The organism is Weizmannia acidilactici (assembly GCF_008974225.1).
Taxonomy (GTDB): Bacteria; Bacillota; Bacilli; order Bacillales; family Bacillaceae_C; genus Weizmannia; species Weizmannia acidilactici.
In genome coordinates, this window is record NZ_BKZR01000039.1 from 1 (window position 1) to 13,457 (window position 13,457).

Annotated in this window: 16 protein-coding genes and 1 pseudogene; 11 read left to right on the forward strand and 6 right to left on the reverse strand. The window is 40.0% G+C overall.

Translation table 11 applies throughout. From position 1 onward, the window contains the following. Nucleotides 1-194: 194 nt before the first annotated feature. Genes GBH70_RS13015 through GBH70_RS13025 form a run of 3 tightly spaced genes read left to right on the forward strand, consistent with a single transcriptional unit; the run spans nucleotide 195 to nucleotide 1,902 of the window. Nucleotides 195-464, forward strand: a complete 270-nt coding sequence (locus tag GBH70_RS13015) for a winged helix-turn-helix domain-containing protein (protein ID WP_151697601.1) — start codon at nucleotides 195-197, stop codon at nucleotides 462-464. Then, the gene (locus tag GBH70_RS13020; RefSeq protein WP_151705961.1) at nucleotides 464-1,531 is read left to right on the forward strand and encodes an MFS transporter; all 1,068 of its coding nucleotides are present in this window, start codon (nucleotides 464-466) and stop codon (nucleotides 1,529-1,531) included. Before GBH70_RS13015 ends, GBH70_RS13020 begins: the two co-directional genes overlap by 1 nt. After that, entirely contained in the window at nucleotides 1,477-1,902 is a 426-nt protein-coding gene (locus GBH70_RS13025; RefSeq protein WP_151681453.1) for a hypothetical protein, read from the forward strand. The genes GBH70_RS13020 and GBH70_RS13025 overlap by 55 nt, the downstream gene beginning before the upstream one ends. 13 nt (nucleotides 1,903-1,915) lie before the next feature. Here the strand turns inward: GBH70_RS13025 and GBH70_RS16840 are convergent, their stop codons facing one another. The 5 genes from GBH70_RS16840 to pdxR all read right to left on the reverse strand — a co-directional run bounded on the left by GBH70_RS16840 (nucleotide 1,916) and on the right by pdxR (nucleotide 5,319). After that, nucleotides 1,916-2,062, reverse strand: coding sequence for a hypothetical protein (locus GBH70_RS16840; protein ID WP_172967494.1), 147 nt, complete (start codon nucleotides 2,060-2,062; stop codon nucleotides 1,916-1,918). Nucleotides 2,063-2,444: 382 nt separating this feature from the next. After that, nucleotides 2,445-2,828 carry a hypothetical protein gene (locus GBH70_RS17685; protein WP_308694295.1) on the reverse strand — a complete coding sequence of 128 codons (384 nt, stop codon included), beginning with the start codon at nucleotides 2,826-2,828 and terminating at the stop codon, nucleotides 2,445-2,447. Nucleotides 2,829-2,840: 12 nt separating this feature from the next. Then, nucleotides 2,841-3,131, reverse strand: coding sequence for a class I SAM-dependent methyltransferase (locus GBH70_RS17690; protein ID WP_308694294.1), 291 nt, complete (start codon nucleotides 3,129-3,131; stop codon nucleotides 2,841-2,843). Between the two features lie 138 nt (nucleotides 3,132-3,269). Next, nucleotides 3,270-3,890: an FMN-binding negative transcriptional regulator gene (locus tag GBH70_RS13035; RefSeq protein WP_308694293.1), complete on the reverse strand. Its 621-nt coding sequence runs from the start codon at nucleotides 3,888-3,890 to the stop codon at nucleotides 3,270-3,272. A gap of 22 nt (nucleotides 3,891-3,912) precedes the next feature. Then, nucleotides 3,913-5,319 (reverse strand): MocR-like pyridoxine biosynthesis transcription factor PdxR, encoded by a 1,407-nt coding sequence (gene pdxR / locus GBH70_RS13040; protein WP_151681454.1) that lies wholly within the window; start codon nucleotides 5,317-5,319, stop codon nucleotides 3,913-3,915. Nucleotides 5,320-5,431: 112 nt separating this feature from the next. On the opposite strand from pdxR, the gene GBH70_RS13045 reads away from it, so the two are divergent. The 3 genes from GBH70_RS13045 to GBH70_RS13055 all read left to right on the forward strand — a co-directional run bounded on the left by GBH70_RS13045 (nucleotide 5,432) and on the right by GBH70_RS13055 (nucleotide 8,200). Further along, complete coding sequence (locus GBH70_RS13045; protein ID WP_151681455.1) at nucleotides 5,432-5,884, forward strand: GNAT family N-acetyltransferase; 453 nt, start codon at nucleotides 5,432-5,434, stop codon at nucleotides 5,882-5,884. Between the two features lie 13 nt (nucleotides 5,885-5,897). Continuing rightward, complete coding sequence (locus tag GBH70_RS13050; RefSeq protein ID WP_151681456.1) at nucleotides 5,898-6,536, forward strand: LysE family translocator; 639 nt, start codon at nucleotides 5,898-5,900, stop codon at nucleotides 6,534-6,536. Between the two features lie 410 nt (nucleotides 6,537-6,946). Beyond that, a complete protein-coding gene (locus GBH70_RS13055) occupies nucleotides 6,947-8,200 on the forward strand; it encodes a hypothetical protein (RefSeq protein ID WP_151681457.1) in 1,254 nt (417 codons plus the stop codon). A gap of 279 nt (nucleotides 8,201-8,479) precedes the next feature. Here the strand turns inward: GBH70_RS13055 and lepB are convergent. Continuing rightward, nucleotides 8,480-8,985, reverse strand: a pseudogene (gene lepB / locus GBH70_RS13060) (signal peptidase I). A gap of 544 nt (nucleotides 8,986-9,529) precedes the next feature. Between lepB and GBH70_RS13065 the strand changes: the two are divergent. From GBH70_RS13065 to GBH70_RS17355, 5 genes are all read left to right on the forward strand, one after another. Beyond that, entirely contained in the window at nucleotides 9,530-9,991 is a 462-nt protein-coding gene (locus GBH70_RS13065; protein ID WP_151681458.1) for a GNAT family N-acetyltransferase, read from the forward strand. A 259-nt stretch (nucleotides 9,992-10,250) separates the two neighbouring features. Further along, nucleotides 10,251-10,397 (forward strand): lipid II flippase family protein, encoded by a 147-nt coding sequence (locus GBH70_RS18015; protein WP_503827276.1) that lies wholly within the window; start codon nucleotides 10,251-10,253, stop codon nucleotides 10,395-10,397. Then, nucleotides 10,351-10,908 carry a lipid II flippase family protein gene (locus tag GBH70_RS13070; protein ID WP_503827277.1) on the forward strand — a complete coding sequence of 186 codons (558 nt, stop codon included), beginning with the start codon at nucleotides 10,351-10,353 and terminating at the stop codon, nucleotides 10,906-10,908. Before GBH70_RS18015 ends, GBH70_RS13070 begins: the two co-directional genes overlap by 47 nt. A gap of 1,652 nt (nucleotides 10,909-12,560) precedes the next feature. Then, complete coding sequence (locus GBH70_RS17350; protein ID WP_151705959.1) at nucleotides 12,561-13,004, forward strand: hypothetical protein; 444 nt, start codon at nucleotides 12,561-12,563, stop codon at nucleotides 13,002-13,004. Further along, complete coding sequence (locus GBH70_RS17355; RefSeq protein WP_253693883.1) at nucleotides 12,979-13,455, forward strand: hypothetical protein; 477 nt, start codon at nucleotides 12,979-12,981, stop codon at nucleotides 13,453-13,455. The genes GBH70_RS17350 and GBH70_RS17355 overlap by 26 nt, the downstream gene beginning before the upstream one ends. The last annotated feature ends 2 nt before the right edge of the window (nucleotides 13,456-13,457 follow it).

Sequence of the window (13,457 nt, forward strand, 5' to 3'; positions counted from 1 at the left end):
TACAAGAGTATTTGATTTTTTATAAAAATTTTTAGATTAAATTGACAAAGCAAAAAATTACAAGAAAATTTAATCGATAAAAAATAATTTATCGATAATATTTATTTGGTGGAAGGGGAGTGGCCGTGAAATACGAAATGCTGATCGAAACGCCTGAGCAGTTGCATGCATTGTCCCACCCGTAAAGGCAGCGGATTTTATCGCAGTTGTTATACAAAGAATTAACCAATAAACAAATTGCCGAAGTCTTGGATGAGTCACCGCCGAAAGTTCATTTCCATGTAAGGGAACTGCTCGATGCAGGCATCATCGAACTGACAAAAGAAGTGGTCAATAAATCGATCGTTGAAAAATATTATACAGCTGCAGCTCGCTCTTTCCGACTTTCTCCTGCGCTTAAATTACAAAAGCGGATGAACATTCCCTTTATGAATCTGCGCTGCATGAGACATACAGGAATTTGATGAACAGCATCCACGAATTGATTGGGGTATTACCTGATTTCCAAATTTTACAGGAACAGGCGTGGTTGACGGAAAAAGAAATTGCCCGGAAACACCCCTCGAGTAGCCAAGTCATTTTAGAGGATGCCCGGCAGGAAAAAACAGAAGAGGACAGGAAGTTGTTTACACTTAGCAATTTTTTCATCCATTATCAGGAGATGATGAAAAGGGGAAACATGGAGATGGTGAAGGGTAAGCCAAGCAGCCTTTTCTCCAACAAAAACTTCCCATTATTTTTCTTCGGCCTGTCAAGTTCCGCATTTGGAGACGGATTCCAGCAAATTGCGCTGATTTATTTGATTACCAGCCTTGGCGGAGGCGGAACGGAAATGGCGCTTTCCCAGTTCTTTTTGATGTTTCCGCGCATTGTTGTGCTGCTGTTCGGCGGAGTTGCTGTGGATCAGCTAAGTGCCAAACAAGTGATTTGGGTGTCAGATTTTTTTCGCTTTTTCGTGATGTTCCTGCTGGCCGGGTTATCTTATTCTGCTGCAATATCATTTCCCATCCTGTATACATTGCTCGTTATATCAGGTATTGCGAGCGTTTTCTTTTATCCCACTTTTAACTCAATTGTACCGTCATTGGTGGAGAGGAAATTTTTGGAACGGACGAACGCATGGGTACAGGCCATTTCACAGGCCGCCATTTTTATCGGTCCGCCGCTTGTCGGAGTTGTCGTCAGAAAGCTCGGATTGGAAGCCGGTTTTGCAGTGAATGCCGCATCCTACCTTATAGCAGCTGCAACTGGAATGATGATAAAAACAAAACAACCGGTATTGACTGAGACAAAAAAACCGCATTTTTTATCGGATTTAAAAGAAGGGTTTCACCACGTTTGGACGGAAAAGTGGCCCAGTACAGTTCTCCTTGTTGAATTCATCAGTGGGCTTGCGGTTGTAGGGCCACTGCAGATTGCTTTGCCGCTGTACAGCGAGAAAAATTTGGCGTGTATCCTGAAGAAATGGGGTTTGTCATGGCTGCCTTCGGGATTGGATCGGTACTTGGAATGGTGTTTGTTAACAAAATAGCAATTAAGTTTAAAACAATCAAAAGCTTTTACCTACTGGTCACCATGCAAGGGATAATTTTATGCTTGACCGTCATTCCAAAACTTTGGGCGGTACTGCCGGCTTTAGGCCTTGTCGGTTTTCTAAGCATACTAAGCGTCATTATGATTTCTAAAATAACAGGAATACTTTCTAATAAACAGGCTCGGCAGAACGATGAGCATGGTGTCGCTTTCGTCTTACGGAGCAGTGCCAGTATCTCAGCTGCTGGCAGGCTTGGGATCAGAAATGCTTCCGCTGACACTCGTTTTTATTTTTGCTGCCGGATTATTAAGTTTAAGCTGATTTATCGGATGGCTCGTTTCAAGGAAATACACTTACCCAACATTTAAAAAGGGCAGCCAATCAAATTGCTGATTGGTTGCCCATGTTTTCTTCTTCCCTTAAGCTGCGGGCGATCTCCTTTGCATTAACTTTCGCTTCTTTGACGGATTTCGCCTTAACCGTAATCAATCGCCCGTCGATAATGAAGTTAAAAATTTTATTTCTCATCTGTAATCACCTCTTTTTTATACCCTTTGTATTTTTTTAAATTGTTGAGTGTTGCTTTAAATTGTACCCGTATCTTTTAGGAAACAGTGTGCTTGTTGGAGAATAACACATTATGGAATTACAGCGGCAGATGTTCACCGGGATGTCCGGTGGCAGGCGGGAACTGGAAGAGCAGGGATGCTTACATGTTTATTATTATAACTACACACGCGCCAAAATACAACATATTGAATTGCTATTAATTATATACCTATATATAGAAACAGTCAAACATTATGATGATATTACATCCAGCTAAACTGTACAGATTTAAATATTTCAGCAGAAAATGATGACGTTAAAAAGAATATATCTTATATCTTATCGTATGTTAATCAATTTATTACGGTTTGATTCCATTTACCCGTATCCTTTTATAATCCGCAATCCATTGTCCGTCTTTGAATAAAACGTCTTTCAATTGCTTTTTAGTATTCGAAATCATTTCGTCCTTTGTATGTACAGGGATGCCGTCAAACAGTCGGGGACAAAACATCGTGATCCAGTTTTTCAACCCTTCATCCCCATTCAGGGGTGTAGGCCGGTCAAAGTGCATTGCAAAAGTGACCCGGAATCCGGCTTTTTCCATTAATGTGGCATATTCGCCGATGCTTGGATAAAACCAAGGAAACTGCTCCACCTTAAAATCAAATCCGGCTACTTTGATCTGCTGAATAATCGCATTCGTAATTGTTTCGACATTGCCTTTCCCTCCGAATTCGGTCACAAATCTCCCGCCTCATTTTAAGCAGCGATAAATCCCGTGCAACACCACTTCTGCCTGCTTTATCCAGTGAAGGGCGGCGTTGGAGAAAACCGCCTCAAATTCGTTCTCAAATTTTAACTGTGTTGCATCTTGTATCAAAAACCGGATATGCGGGTATTTGCGGGATGCCTGCTGTATCATATTCTCAGACTTGTCTACACCAATTATCTTCGCACCGGTTTCAAAGATTGTATTGGTTAAATCTCCGGTCCCGCAGCCAAGGTCAAGGATTTTCTCGCCTTGCTGGAGAGCCAAGAGAGCCAATAATTTTCTACCAAGCTGTTTCCATATCTTGAAACAAAAGCATACCTTGAATCATATAATTTTGCATTCCAATGATCAATGGATTTCATATTCATTCTCCCTTTCATGATTTAGTACATAACTGAATGTTTTCTTCCATTAAGTCTGCGATTTCAACGAAATGATATTTTTAGCCATTCGTAAACCATTCACAACATTTTGCTGTCTTTCAATAGAATGGATTTGGTTTAACTTCCATTTTCCCTCGACTTTGTTTATTGTGATTTTCAACATGACAATTCCATTCATCAGGCCATCAATAAATTTGGTGCCGAACGGCGCTGTCCAAGGCTCAGATAATCCAGATTCATATAAGTTGACCATTTGATCCATTAAATGAACCGTCTCTTCCTTGGATTTTACAATTTTAACTGTCCCATATACATGGGCGGCAACATAATTCGAGGTCGGAACCGTATTTTCTTCGTGATACCAGGTTGGCGAAATATAAGCGTGCGGGCCTTGAAAAACAACCAAAACTTCTTTACCGTTTAAACTTTTCCAATGGGGATTCGCTTTTGCCATATGTGTGGATAGTTGACCGCTTTCATGAAGAAGAAAAGGCAGGTGCGTTGCCATCGGGCCGATGTCATCCTGCGAAAATAAAATACCAAAGCTATTGTTTTTTATAAAGTTATATAATTTCTCTTTTTCTGTCACTTCAAACGCTTTTGGTATATACATTCCCTTTTCCCCGCTTCCTATTTTATCATTTTGCATGCATATTGTTGAAAAATTATTGTTAAAACCAAGCTCCGCTTAAAATTTTTATTCCGCTTTGGATGTCTTTTTCGCTTAACCCGGCAAATCCGAGCAGGAGCTGTGGGTGCAGCGTTTGGCGCCCATTCATCCAATATTTTGATGTCGGATATACTCTGACGCCAGCATTCCTTGCCTTTTGAATCAAACAATCTTCCGTGTCGTTTTTCTTTACTTCCATAATAACGTGCAGCCCGGAGTTTTCGCCAATCATGCGAACATTGTTTCCCATGTGCTCATGTACAGCCTTGAACAGTACCTCGTGCTTTTTCTGGTAAATATGCCTCATTTTCCTTAAATGTTTCTGCCAGTATCCTTGCCGCATAAATAAGCACAATGTCTTCTGAAGAATTTTAGAGACCGGCTGCTCATATGATTGGAAGTTCTCATTGAACTTATTGATCAACGCTTCAGGTAAAACCATATATGCCACTCTAATCGAGGGTAAAAGCGCTTTAGAAAAGGTACCAAGATAAATGACCCTGCCATTTGGATCAATTCCTTGAAGTGCCGGAATCGGTTTTCCTCTGTAGCGGAACTCGCTGTCATAATCGTCTTCAATGATAAATCCGTCAACACGATTAGCCCACTGAAGCAATTTCATTCGGTTTGCAATCGGCATAATCATTCCCATTGGAAATTGGTGGGAGGGCGTTACATAAACGAACCGGGCACGGCTTTGCTCCAATTCTGCTATTTTCAGTCCGCATTGATCGATGCCAATAGACTTTAATTGAAAACCATGATGGAGAAATACTGCTCTCGCTCCATCATAACCTGGATTTTCAACGGCAATGCCTTTGTCTTTCACTCCAATGATGAAGCAAAGCAGGCTGATCAGCTGCTGAATTCCGCCGCCGATGATGATTTGTTCCGGTGAACAGGAAACGCCTCTTGATTCGTATAGATATTTAGCTATTTCCAGACGCAGCTCCGGCTCACCCTGCCTGTCCCCGTAAGAAAAGATATCTTTTTCAAACAATACCTGGTTGCTTATTTTTTTCCAGTCTGCAAACGGAAAATTGTCAGTGTCAATATTTCCGTGGCGAAAATCGTACCGGATATGATTCGGCAGCGGTTTCTTCAATTCAGGTATGTTTATTGTGCATGCACCATGTTTCGGTACAGTTAATAATTGTCGATCCAAATCAGCAACATAGTATCCGCTTCCGGGTTTACTCTCAATATATCCTTCCGCAGCCAATTGCTGGTATGCTGCATCAACAGTATTTTTGCCGAGTTCAAGATGAGCAGCCAACTTCCGGATTGATGGCAGTTTTGTGCCTTGAGGAATCCTGTCCGCTTCAATTTCATTAAGAATATATTTGTAAAGTTGAATATAAAGCGGTGTTTGATGTTTTGGATCTAAATGAGGTGTGATTTCAAACATGAACGGCACTCCATTCTAACTGTCCCTATAAATAAATAAAAATTGTACCTTTCAGTGGGGATACATTTAATTTAAGATCATTATAACATTTATAAAAAAAGGGGGAGGGAAAATGAGAAATTTTCTGATTAGAAAAGCAACCAAAGAAGATGTACCGCAGTTATGTGCATTAATGCAAACATACATCGTAGATTTTTACAAGCAGCCACAGCCGAAAGAAGATGATCTCATCAGCCTGATTCATGCATTACTGGACCACACTGAGAAAGGTATGCAGTTTGTCGCAGAAAAAGATGGACAATTGATCGGTTTTGCGACTTTGTATTTTACGTTCAGCACACTAAAAGTCAAGGGGGCTGCTATTTTAAATGATCTTTTTGTCGTACAGCACGAAAGAGGACAAAAAGCAGGGGAGCGGCTTTTTCAACAATGCCTGTCATACATTAGGGAGAACGGCTTTGCCAATATGACGTGGGAAACGGCAAAAGATAATCTGGTCGCGCAAAAATTATATGAAAAAATGGGGGCTAAGCAGTCAAAATGGCTTGCCTATGAAATCCATTAAGGGGGTAAAGCGGATGGGTGCACATTTTTTTACCTTTATTTTACTCGGCTTAAGTATTGCATTGCCGGTTGGCGCCGTGACCATTGAAATGGTAAAACAGGGTTTAAAAAACGGCTTTCTGCACGGCTGGTGTGTGGGGCTTGGCGGAATGACAGTTGATTTTATTTTCATCCTGTTGCTGTATTTCGGCTTTGCGCCATTGTTATCCCTATCTGTTGTCCAAACCATCATGTGGTTTGCCGGTTGTGTTTTTTTAGTTTATATTGGTTGTGAAAGTGTTAAAGATGCGGGAAAAGATATAAACCTGGGAAATGAGCAACCAACGAAATCACTAAAATCTTCTTACTTAAACGGTTTTTTCGTTGCCGTTTCTCCCGGAAGCGTTATGTTTTGGATGGGGATATTTGGCACCATCTTATCCAACTCTATGCATGTATACGGCATTTCAGGCTTTTTGTTTGCGTCAGCAGGGATTTTAACCGGGATCACTCTCCACGATATCACGTTAATGGCGGTGATTTCGAAAACGCGGACATTGCTGAATAAAAAAATCATTAAATGGGTTTCCGTTACAGCGGGATGCTTGCTGTTTGGATTCGCAGCCTATTTTATGTTTGAATTTTTTAAAAGTATTTTTAAGATAATGGGATAGGGGAATGGATATGAAACTCGTATTCATATTCGGTTAACAGGCGGTTGGTAAAATGACGATGAGGCAGGAATTGAAAAAATGACGTGATCAAAGTTATTTCACAACCACATGATGATGGATTTGCTTGCGCCTTTGTTTGATTTCAGCCGGGAATATGGAGACTGTCTGATTTGTGATTCGAGGCAAATATTTAAGTTTTTTGCAAAAAGCAACGAATACGGCATGATCTTTTCGTATGTATGGGCATTTGATCACAAAAAGGATTGGCCTACCATATGACCAGGTGTATGGTTTTGGATATAAGTAGTCAGTCACGCCGCTAATAACATAGCCCACTCCCAGGATAGGGCTGGGTACGGCGGGACAATCTATTCATCGGGTTTAATTTTACGTTTGAAAGAGGTGGGGAATTGGATCCAAGGACACAGGAATTTATTGAAATAGCGAAAAAGAAATTCGGCCTGAATAATTATTTTTTGAAAAGATACAGCTTTAGCCGTACTGTAAATATCTTCAATCAGACAGAGTATACATTAAGTATGGAATGGTTGCCGAACCATGCAGATCAATATGATGGTGGTTTTAATCCGGTAGGAACAGCGGCCATTGAGATGGATGTACAGAGCCGAAGATTTAAAAGTGTTATCTTTGTCGGCGGCAAGACTTCTGCTGATAACGGAGTAGTGTTTAAAAGCTCACAAGAAATTATCAAGTGGATTGAAGAAGAGACAGGTATGGTTAATGAAAGCCAGTTTTCTTTAGTAAGGCAGGAAGAAGGGGAGATGGAGTTCAGGAGTTGTTTCAACAGGATCCAAACATCGCCTCCCGGATTTATAGAGGTTCACTATGATATAGAAGGTCGCCTTATATTTTTTTCCGCCAACGGGTATTTTCCGCCTGAAGTGCCAGCAAAAAAAGAAAAATTTTCGATGTCAATCGCAGAAATTGAGCATTTGGCAAAAGAACATGTCAAATTGTACGAAATTCCACTGTACGAGCAGGAACGTTATATTTCCATTTATGGATTGGATGAAGTCTATATTGCGAATGGCCGGTTATCCATCCTTTCGTCTCCGGATGATAAACCAACAGTTGAAGTAAATAAAGTTCTTGAATGGAAAGCCCCTTTAAGGCATCCGTTCAAAAAGAAAATAGTACATTTACTGGAAAAAGTTACGTCTGAACAAGCATTTTCGGCCGAGCCAAGTCCAGATGTTTTACCTATAACAAAGGATCTGCAAGGGAAGTGCATTTCTGCAGTGGTGGACTTCCTGCGCTGCCAGTATCCGGAAGATTCCGGGAAATGGGTGCTGAGAACATTGCGACGTGATAAAGGATACATTCACGCAGAGCTGGGCTTGAAGCAGAGAGTCTGCCGGATACCACAAAGAAAGCTGAAAGTCATAATCGATGCAAAAAGTGTTCAAACTGTAAATGATATAGACAGTTTGACGCTGATGGAAGCGTTTGAGCATTTCCAGGCACCTGGTAAGATCATCATCACAATAGAAGAAGCGTTTGAAAAACTTGTTCCATTTATGACATTGAAGCCTGTTTATGTTTTTGACAATTCAAACCAAACGTATACTTTATGCGGAAAATTGGATTGTGAATATGGCGTGGATGCGGCGACGGGCGAAGTGTTCGCATTGGAAAATTTATAGTGAAAGAGAGTGATCCAAATTCTTTTTGTTTATTTTATCAATTGTGTTGATTGTTGCTGCTGTATGTTGTGATGCGGAGAAGAAAAAAGGCGGGGGATTACAGGGATTAGAAGTGCCTTAACCCTCAACTGCCTGATGCATGTTGCGGTAACAAATCTCGCGGCCTATGTGTTTTATTTCATAGGATTGGCAAGTACGTGCATTACCGTAATTTTGCTGCTGATTTTACGAAATATTTCCAGCCGGAAAAAAGTAAAAAACGGCCGCTTATTTGATGCCTCATATATCCGAAATTGGAAAAAACACCAGCTTGGTTTTTCCGACGATCTCCTGTTTGGGGATTAAGCCAAGGCCGTTTCTGCTGTCTTTGCTGTACAACCTGTTATCTCCCATAACAAAATATTTATTTTCCGGTACAGTGACCAGCCCAAAATTGCAGATTACTGCCTTCTTTATGGGCTGTTTTAAGATTATGTGCCAGATACGGTTCTTTGTGCAATTTGCCATCAATATAGAGTTTATCGTTTTTCACTTGAATGGTTTCCCCGGGGAGACCAATAATTCTCTTTACATAGTTTTCCGTCTTTAATGATCACAATGTCTCCCCGTTGATAATTTTCAGCCGGGTTAAATTTATAGACAAGAATTTTATCATGATTATGCAGTGTCGGTTCCATCGATTCGCCTTCTACCACATAAGGCGCGAAAAGAAAAGCCCTGACGATCACAACCAGCACCACGGCAATCAATAAAGATCTTATCCAGCTTTTTATCTCATTCTTCATTTGACCAGCTCCCATGCATTTTGTCATAGTATTCTATTCTTCTAAAGTAAGGTAAATCCTTTTTCATCGGAATGATAATGTTTCATTACATTATATGTAACATTAATTTATAATAAAAATAATTCAGAATAGATGGAGGTGATAAATATGAAATGAAAGCAGGAATGAATTGTGGAAAACATAGTAAAGTCTTTGGCGATTTATAGAGACGTTCTTGAATTTCATACACGAAAGAAATCAAAAGCGGATATGCGCCTGTTAAAAAAGGAAATGTCACAATAGGCCTTGGGGAAATGCAGAAGTTGTTTGAAAATCATCCGATTAAAGTTTCCGAATCCGGCCAGAAACCCGTTTTGGAGTTGAGGTTGTTCTGAAAATTGAAAATGTGCAAGATCTCAATAGAAAAGGATTATTCCATCGAGACTGAGTTGGCTGAAAGACCATAGTGCGTAGAAGATTTATGATTATTTGACCCGGATGGATATTATATACGGATTACTTCGATAGCAAAAGGCTCTTAAAAATTTGAAAGAGTGGATAGAAAGTGGAGTTCATTCCGATTAACGTAAACCAGCATCTTCAATTTATCCTCTCATTCCGGAGTGATTCATTTATAGTTAGCTTCGGAACGGATGAAGATTTTGATGAAAAAGAGTATCTCGAATGGCTGCAAAAGCAGTCAGCAAAATTTCCAGAAGGTTTTATGCTTGTAGCAGAAAATGCCGTTCCAATTGGGCAGCTGGAACTGACAGTGAAAGAATATGAAGGGAAGCCAATCGGCTATGTCAATCTTTATTACCTTGTCCCGGAGAAACGCGGATTGGGACTGGGTGCCCTTTTGCATGCGTACGCAATGAATTTTTTTAAAAAGAGAAAAGTAAATGAGTATCATCTGAGAGTTTCGCCGACAAACAAACAAGCGGTTGCATTTTATCAGAAAATGGGCATGAAACAGTTGAAACCTGAAATGGATGGAAAAGTCATCAGGATGGCGGGGAAGGTTTAAACCTTCAAGGCCATTTTTTGAACTGATTTTTGAATAATCTCTTATCTTCATCATTTTTCCTCAGAAATTTTTTAAAAAAGAATTTTTGCTTACGATTGGGTAGAACAACTTGGCGTCAAAATCATTTGTGGTAAAATAAAGAAAATATTTTCAAATGTTGAATTGCTGGAGGAAATATGAATATACAAATAATGATTGTTTTTATCCTGAATTTTATCATTTCATTAGTCGGAACACTGGAATACTCAGGATGGTAGGGGTGAGAACCGGCAAAATCGCAGTTTCTTTTGCTGTTTTTAATATTTTGGCGCTGGTGTCGAGAATCGCAGTAACGTTCCAAGTCCCGATTTTAACGAAATATGTGGATCACCACACTTGGGGAAAGCAACTTATTACATATCTTTAATCTTATTATCATTATATCGGGAATCGCAACGGTTGCAGGCGCTTTTTTGATTCCAACATTTCAAAGGATTTTTTACCGGGGCGTTTTATATTTTTCTGTTGATCGCTCGATTCCAAAACTGATCATGCACAGTTTTTCAAAAGCCGGCCTTTATTTTATGAAGGACTGTATGGCCGTTCCTGTAAAAGAAAATATCTTAAACCTTAGTTACAGGAAATTGCCGGTCAAAATTATTCTGTATAATTTTGTCACAGTCGCTTTGTTGATGATCGGTTCATTGGCGCCGATTTATGCCGGCAGCCTTGAACCCGATTTAAGGGCGACATGTGTCACGCTATCTTCCATCGTCAATGGTTTTGCAACGATTTTGATGTCCATTTTTATTGATCCGCAGTTGTCTACCATGACGGACGATGTGATTGACGGCAAATGCACTGAAGAAGACTTCCGGAAAGTCGTTGTTGCAATGGTGGGAAGCAAAACCCTGGGACTTTCGCTTCACTGTTATTGATCGTTCCTTCTTTGTATGCCATTGTGTTTGTAGCTAAAATGATATAATCATCCAATCTGTCGCAACTTTCGATGATGACGGTAGTGGGGTTTCCTGGAATATCATTTTATTTACCACTTATGAATCTTTTCATATGTAGAACCGTATGATGAGCGGGGTGGGATGTTATTGAAAAATATCAGCAAATACCTGCTTCTATACAAACTAACAAAAAATAGAACAATGCAGTAGTCTTTTAAGAAAGAGCTGATTAAAGCATACGAAAAGAAACAAAAAAAGATAAGTAAGAGAATGACGTCGACAGAACTGGGCTTTTAGTCTGGGTAAGGGGGTTATTATGTTAAAAAAAGGTTGTTGATCCTTTCAGCGGCTTTAGCGGCTGCTGATGGGTATATTTTGTATTTATGGCTTATGGATTGGAAAAGTCTAGAAACCAAAACAGGCGTGTTGGGTTGGGGCGCTGCGATTCTGATTGGCTTTATTTTATACGTTTTTTACCGGAAATTAGATTTGAATGATAGAAGTATATTAATTGGCTGGGGTCAACAATCATGGTAGCCGGTTTAGCGATTCTAAGCTTCTTGATTGTGTATACTGTCCGTTCGATGCCATAAATAATGGACATTATTATGGAAATAAAATTTGCCAAGCCGCCTGATGCGCCGATTATACATGAAATCATGATCGAAAGCAGCTCTCATGGAATATCCAAATGAAGTACCGCCATCAAGCGCTTTGAAAGAAACGGCTCAATCCGTTTTATCCGCACAAAGGGAGAAGCCCTTAATCGTGTATGTGGATCCATAAAACCGGTAGGAATGGTCCGTTTTCTAGCGGATAAGGAAAAGCTTTATTTTTCATGCTTTCCGTGATTCTTGAGATGCAGGGAAACGGAATTGCCAAATAATTATTAAAAGCACTTGAAAATGATGCCGTTGAAAAAAGAGGTTCCAAAGCTGCATTGTAAAGTGTATATGGCATCCTTAAAAATAGGCATCTATACAGTTCTCTAAGGTACAAAATATGCTGTGAAGAAATGATCCATTAAAAAACGGCATGAAAATCAAAGTTGCAACGATACAGAAAATGTTAGAATGGTAAAAGGTTTGATCAACTTTACCGTTCCACTTTACTTCAAGAAATGTATCTCATATTCCTTTGGCGTTGGTGCGTCAATATTTTTATCATCACTGAATTTTAGCCTGCCGTTTTTTCCAATCTGAATACTCCCCATGCCCCGCGGATAATGGGGGTGGCAGCATAAATTCTAAATCCTTTACTTCATCTGTACTTTTTCCTTGTAGTTTGGGGGTTCTACTTCAAGATGAGCGTTTAAGTACTTGCTTTTTCCTGAAAAACCAATTATTTTCTCCTTACGCTGTCAGGCTGCTAAAAAAGCGAGATAAAAAATATTAGGATGTTGTTCTATCATCCATAAGCATGTATCCTTCCCCATCTTTGCATATCGATATTTATTATGCAATTCCTGCTTTTTGTAATTTTTGTTCCTCTGTACTGAATACTTTTAGAAAAACCTCTACAACAAATTTTGATAAATTGATAGAGTAATCGATAAAATCATAGCATAATATACTCACATAAAATGTCATATTTTATCACATAAAAAGTTGAGGCTTGTTGGAGGTTGTCGAATGTTTGGATGGTTAGGTTGGAAAACGGGATGGCCGCTTTGGCGTGCGTATCGGCGGAATCAGTATTTAAAAGAAGATGTAGAAGAAATTTTCGAAGGCATCGCCGAAACGAGAAAGCAGCTTTTGTTCCACTGGACGGAAGAAAATTGGTCATTATTGGAAAAGATGGAGCAGCAGTTAAGCAGTACGGAAGAAAAGAATGATGAGAATCTTGAACGCTTATTTTCATCATACTTAAAGCGCGGACAGGATTTTTCGGAACTGTTCTTGCTGGATATGAACGGTCGGTTGTTACATATTCAACTTATCGTCAGCATATCGGCACTTCCTATGCAGGGAGATCCCCTTGCCAGCCTGGACTGGAAGAACCAAAAAGGGAAAGAATTGCCTATATGGTCCATTTGCAGATCCACTGACTTTGAAAATTGGGCCAAGCACATCTAAATTTCACGATGAAATAACGCTGCTTTTCATTTTGCCGCTCATGGAAAACGGAAAATGGAAAGGGGCTTTATGCGGCAGGGTGCCGAACGATGTGCTTGGGGACCTGATCCAGAGGGAATCCGGTCATGTATATCCCGATTCAGGGGACAATTATATTTTTATGGCCAAATCGAATTTGAATCCTGATATTGTACCGGGGACGGCCTTATCGAGCAGCCGTTTTGAAGATTTAACGTTTACTCACGGTGATAATTTGAAAGATGGAGTTAGGACTCCTTACGGTACTGTAAAAATGAAAAATCACACGGAACTGGAATTGATTTTTACCGATCCTGCCACGGGTGAACTACACCCTGGTGTGATGAATACAATTCGGAATGGAAGCAACCTTTTTGTAACGTTTCCCGGTTACCCGGATTACCGGCATATCTGGTCATCGGAAAAGGCGTGACA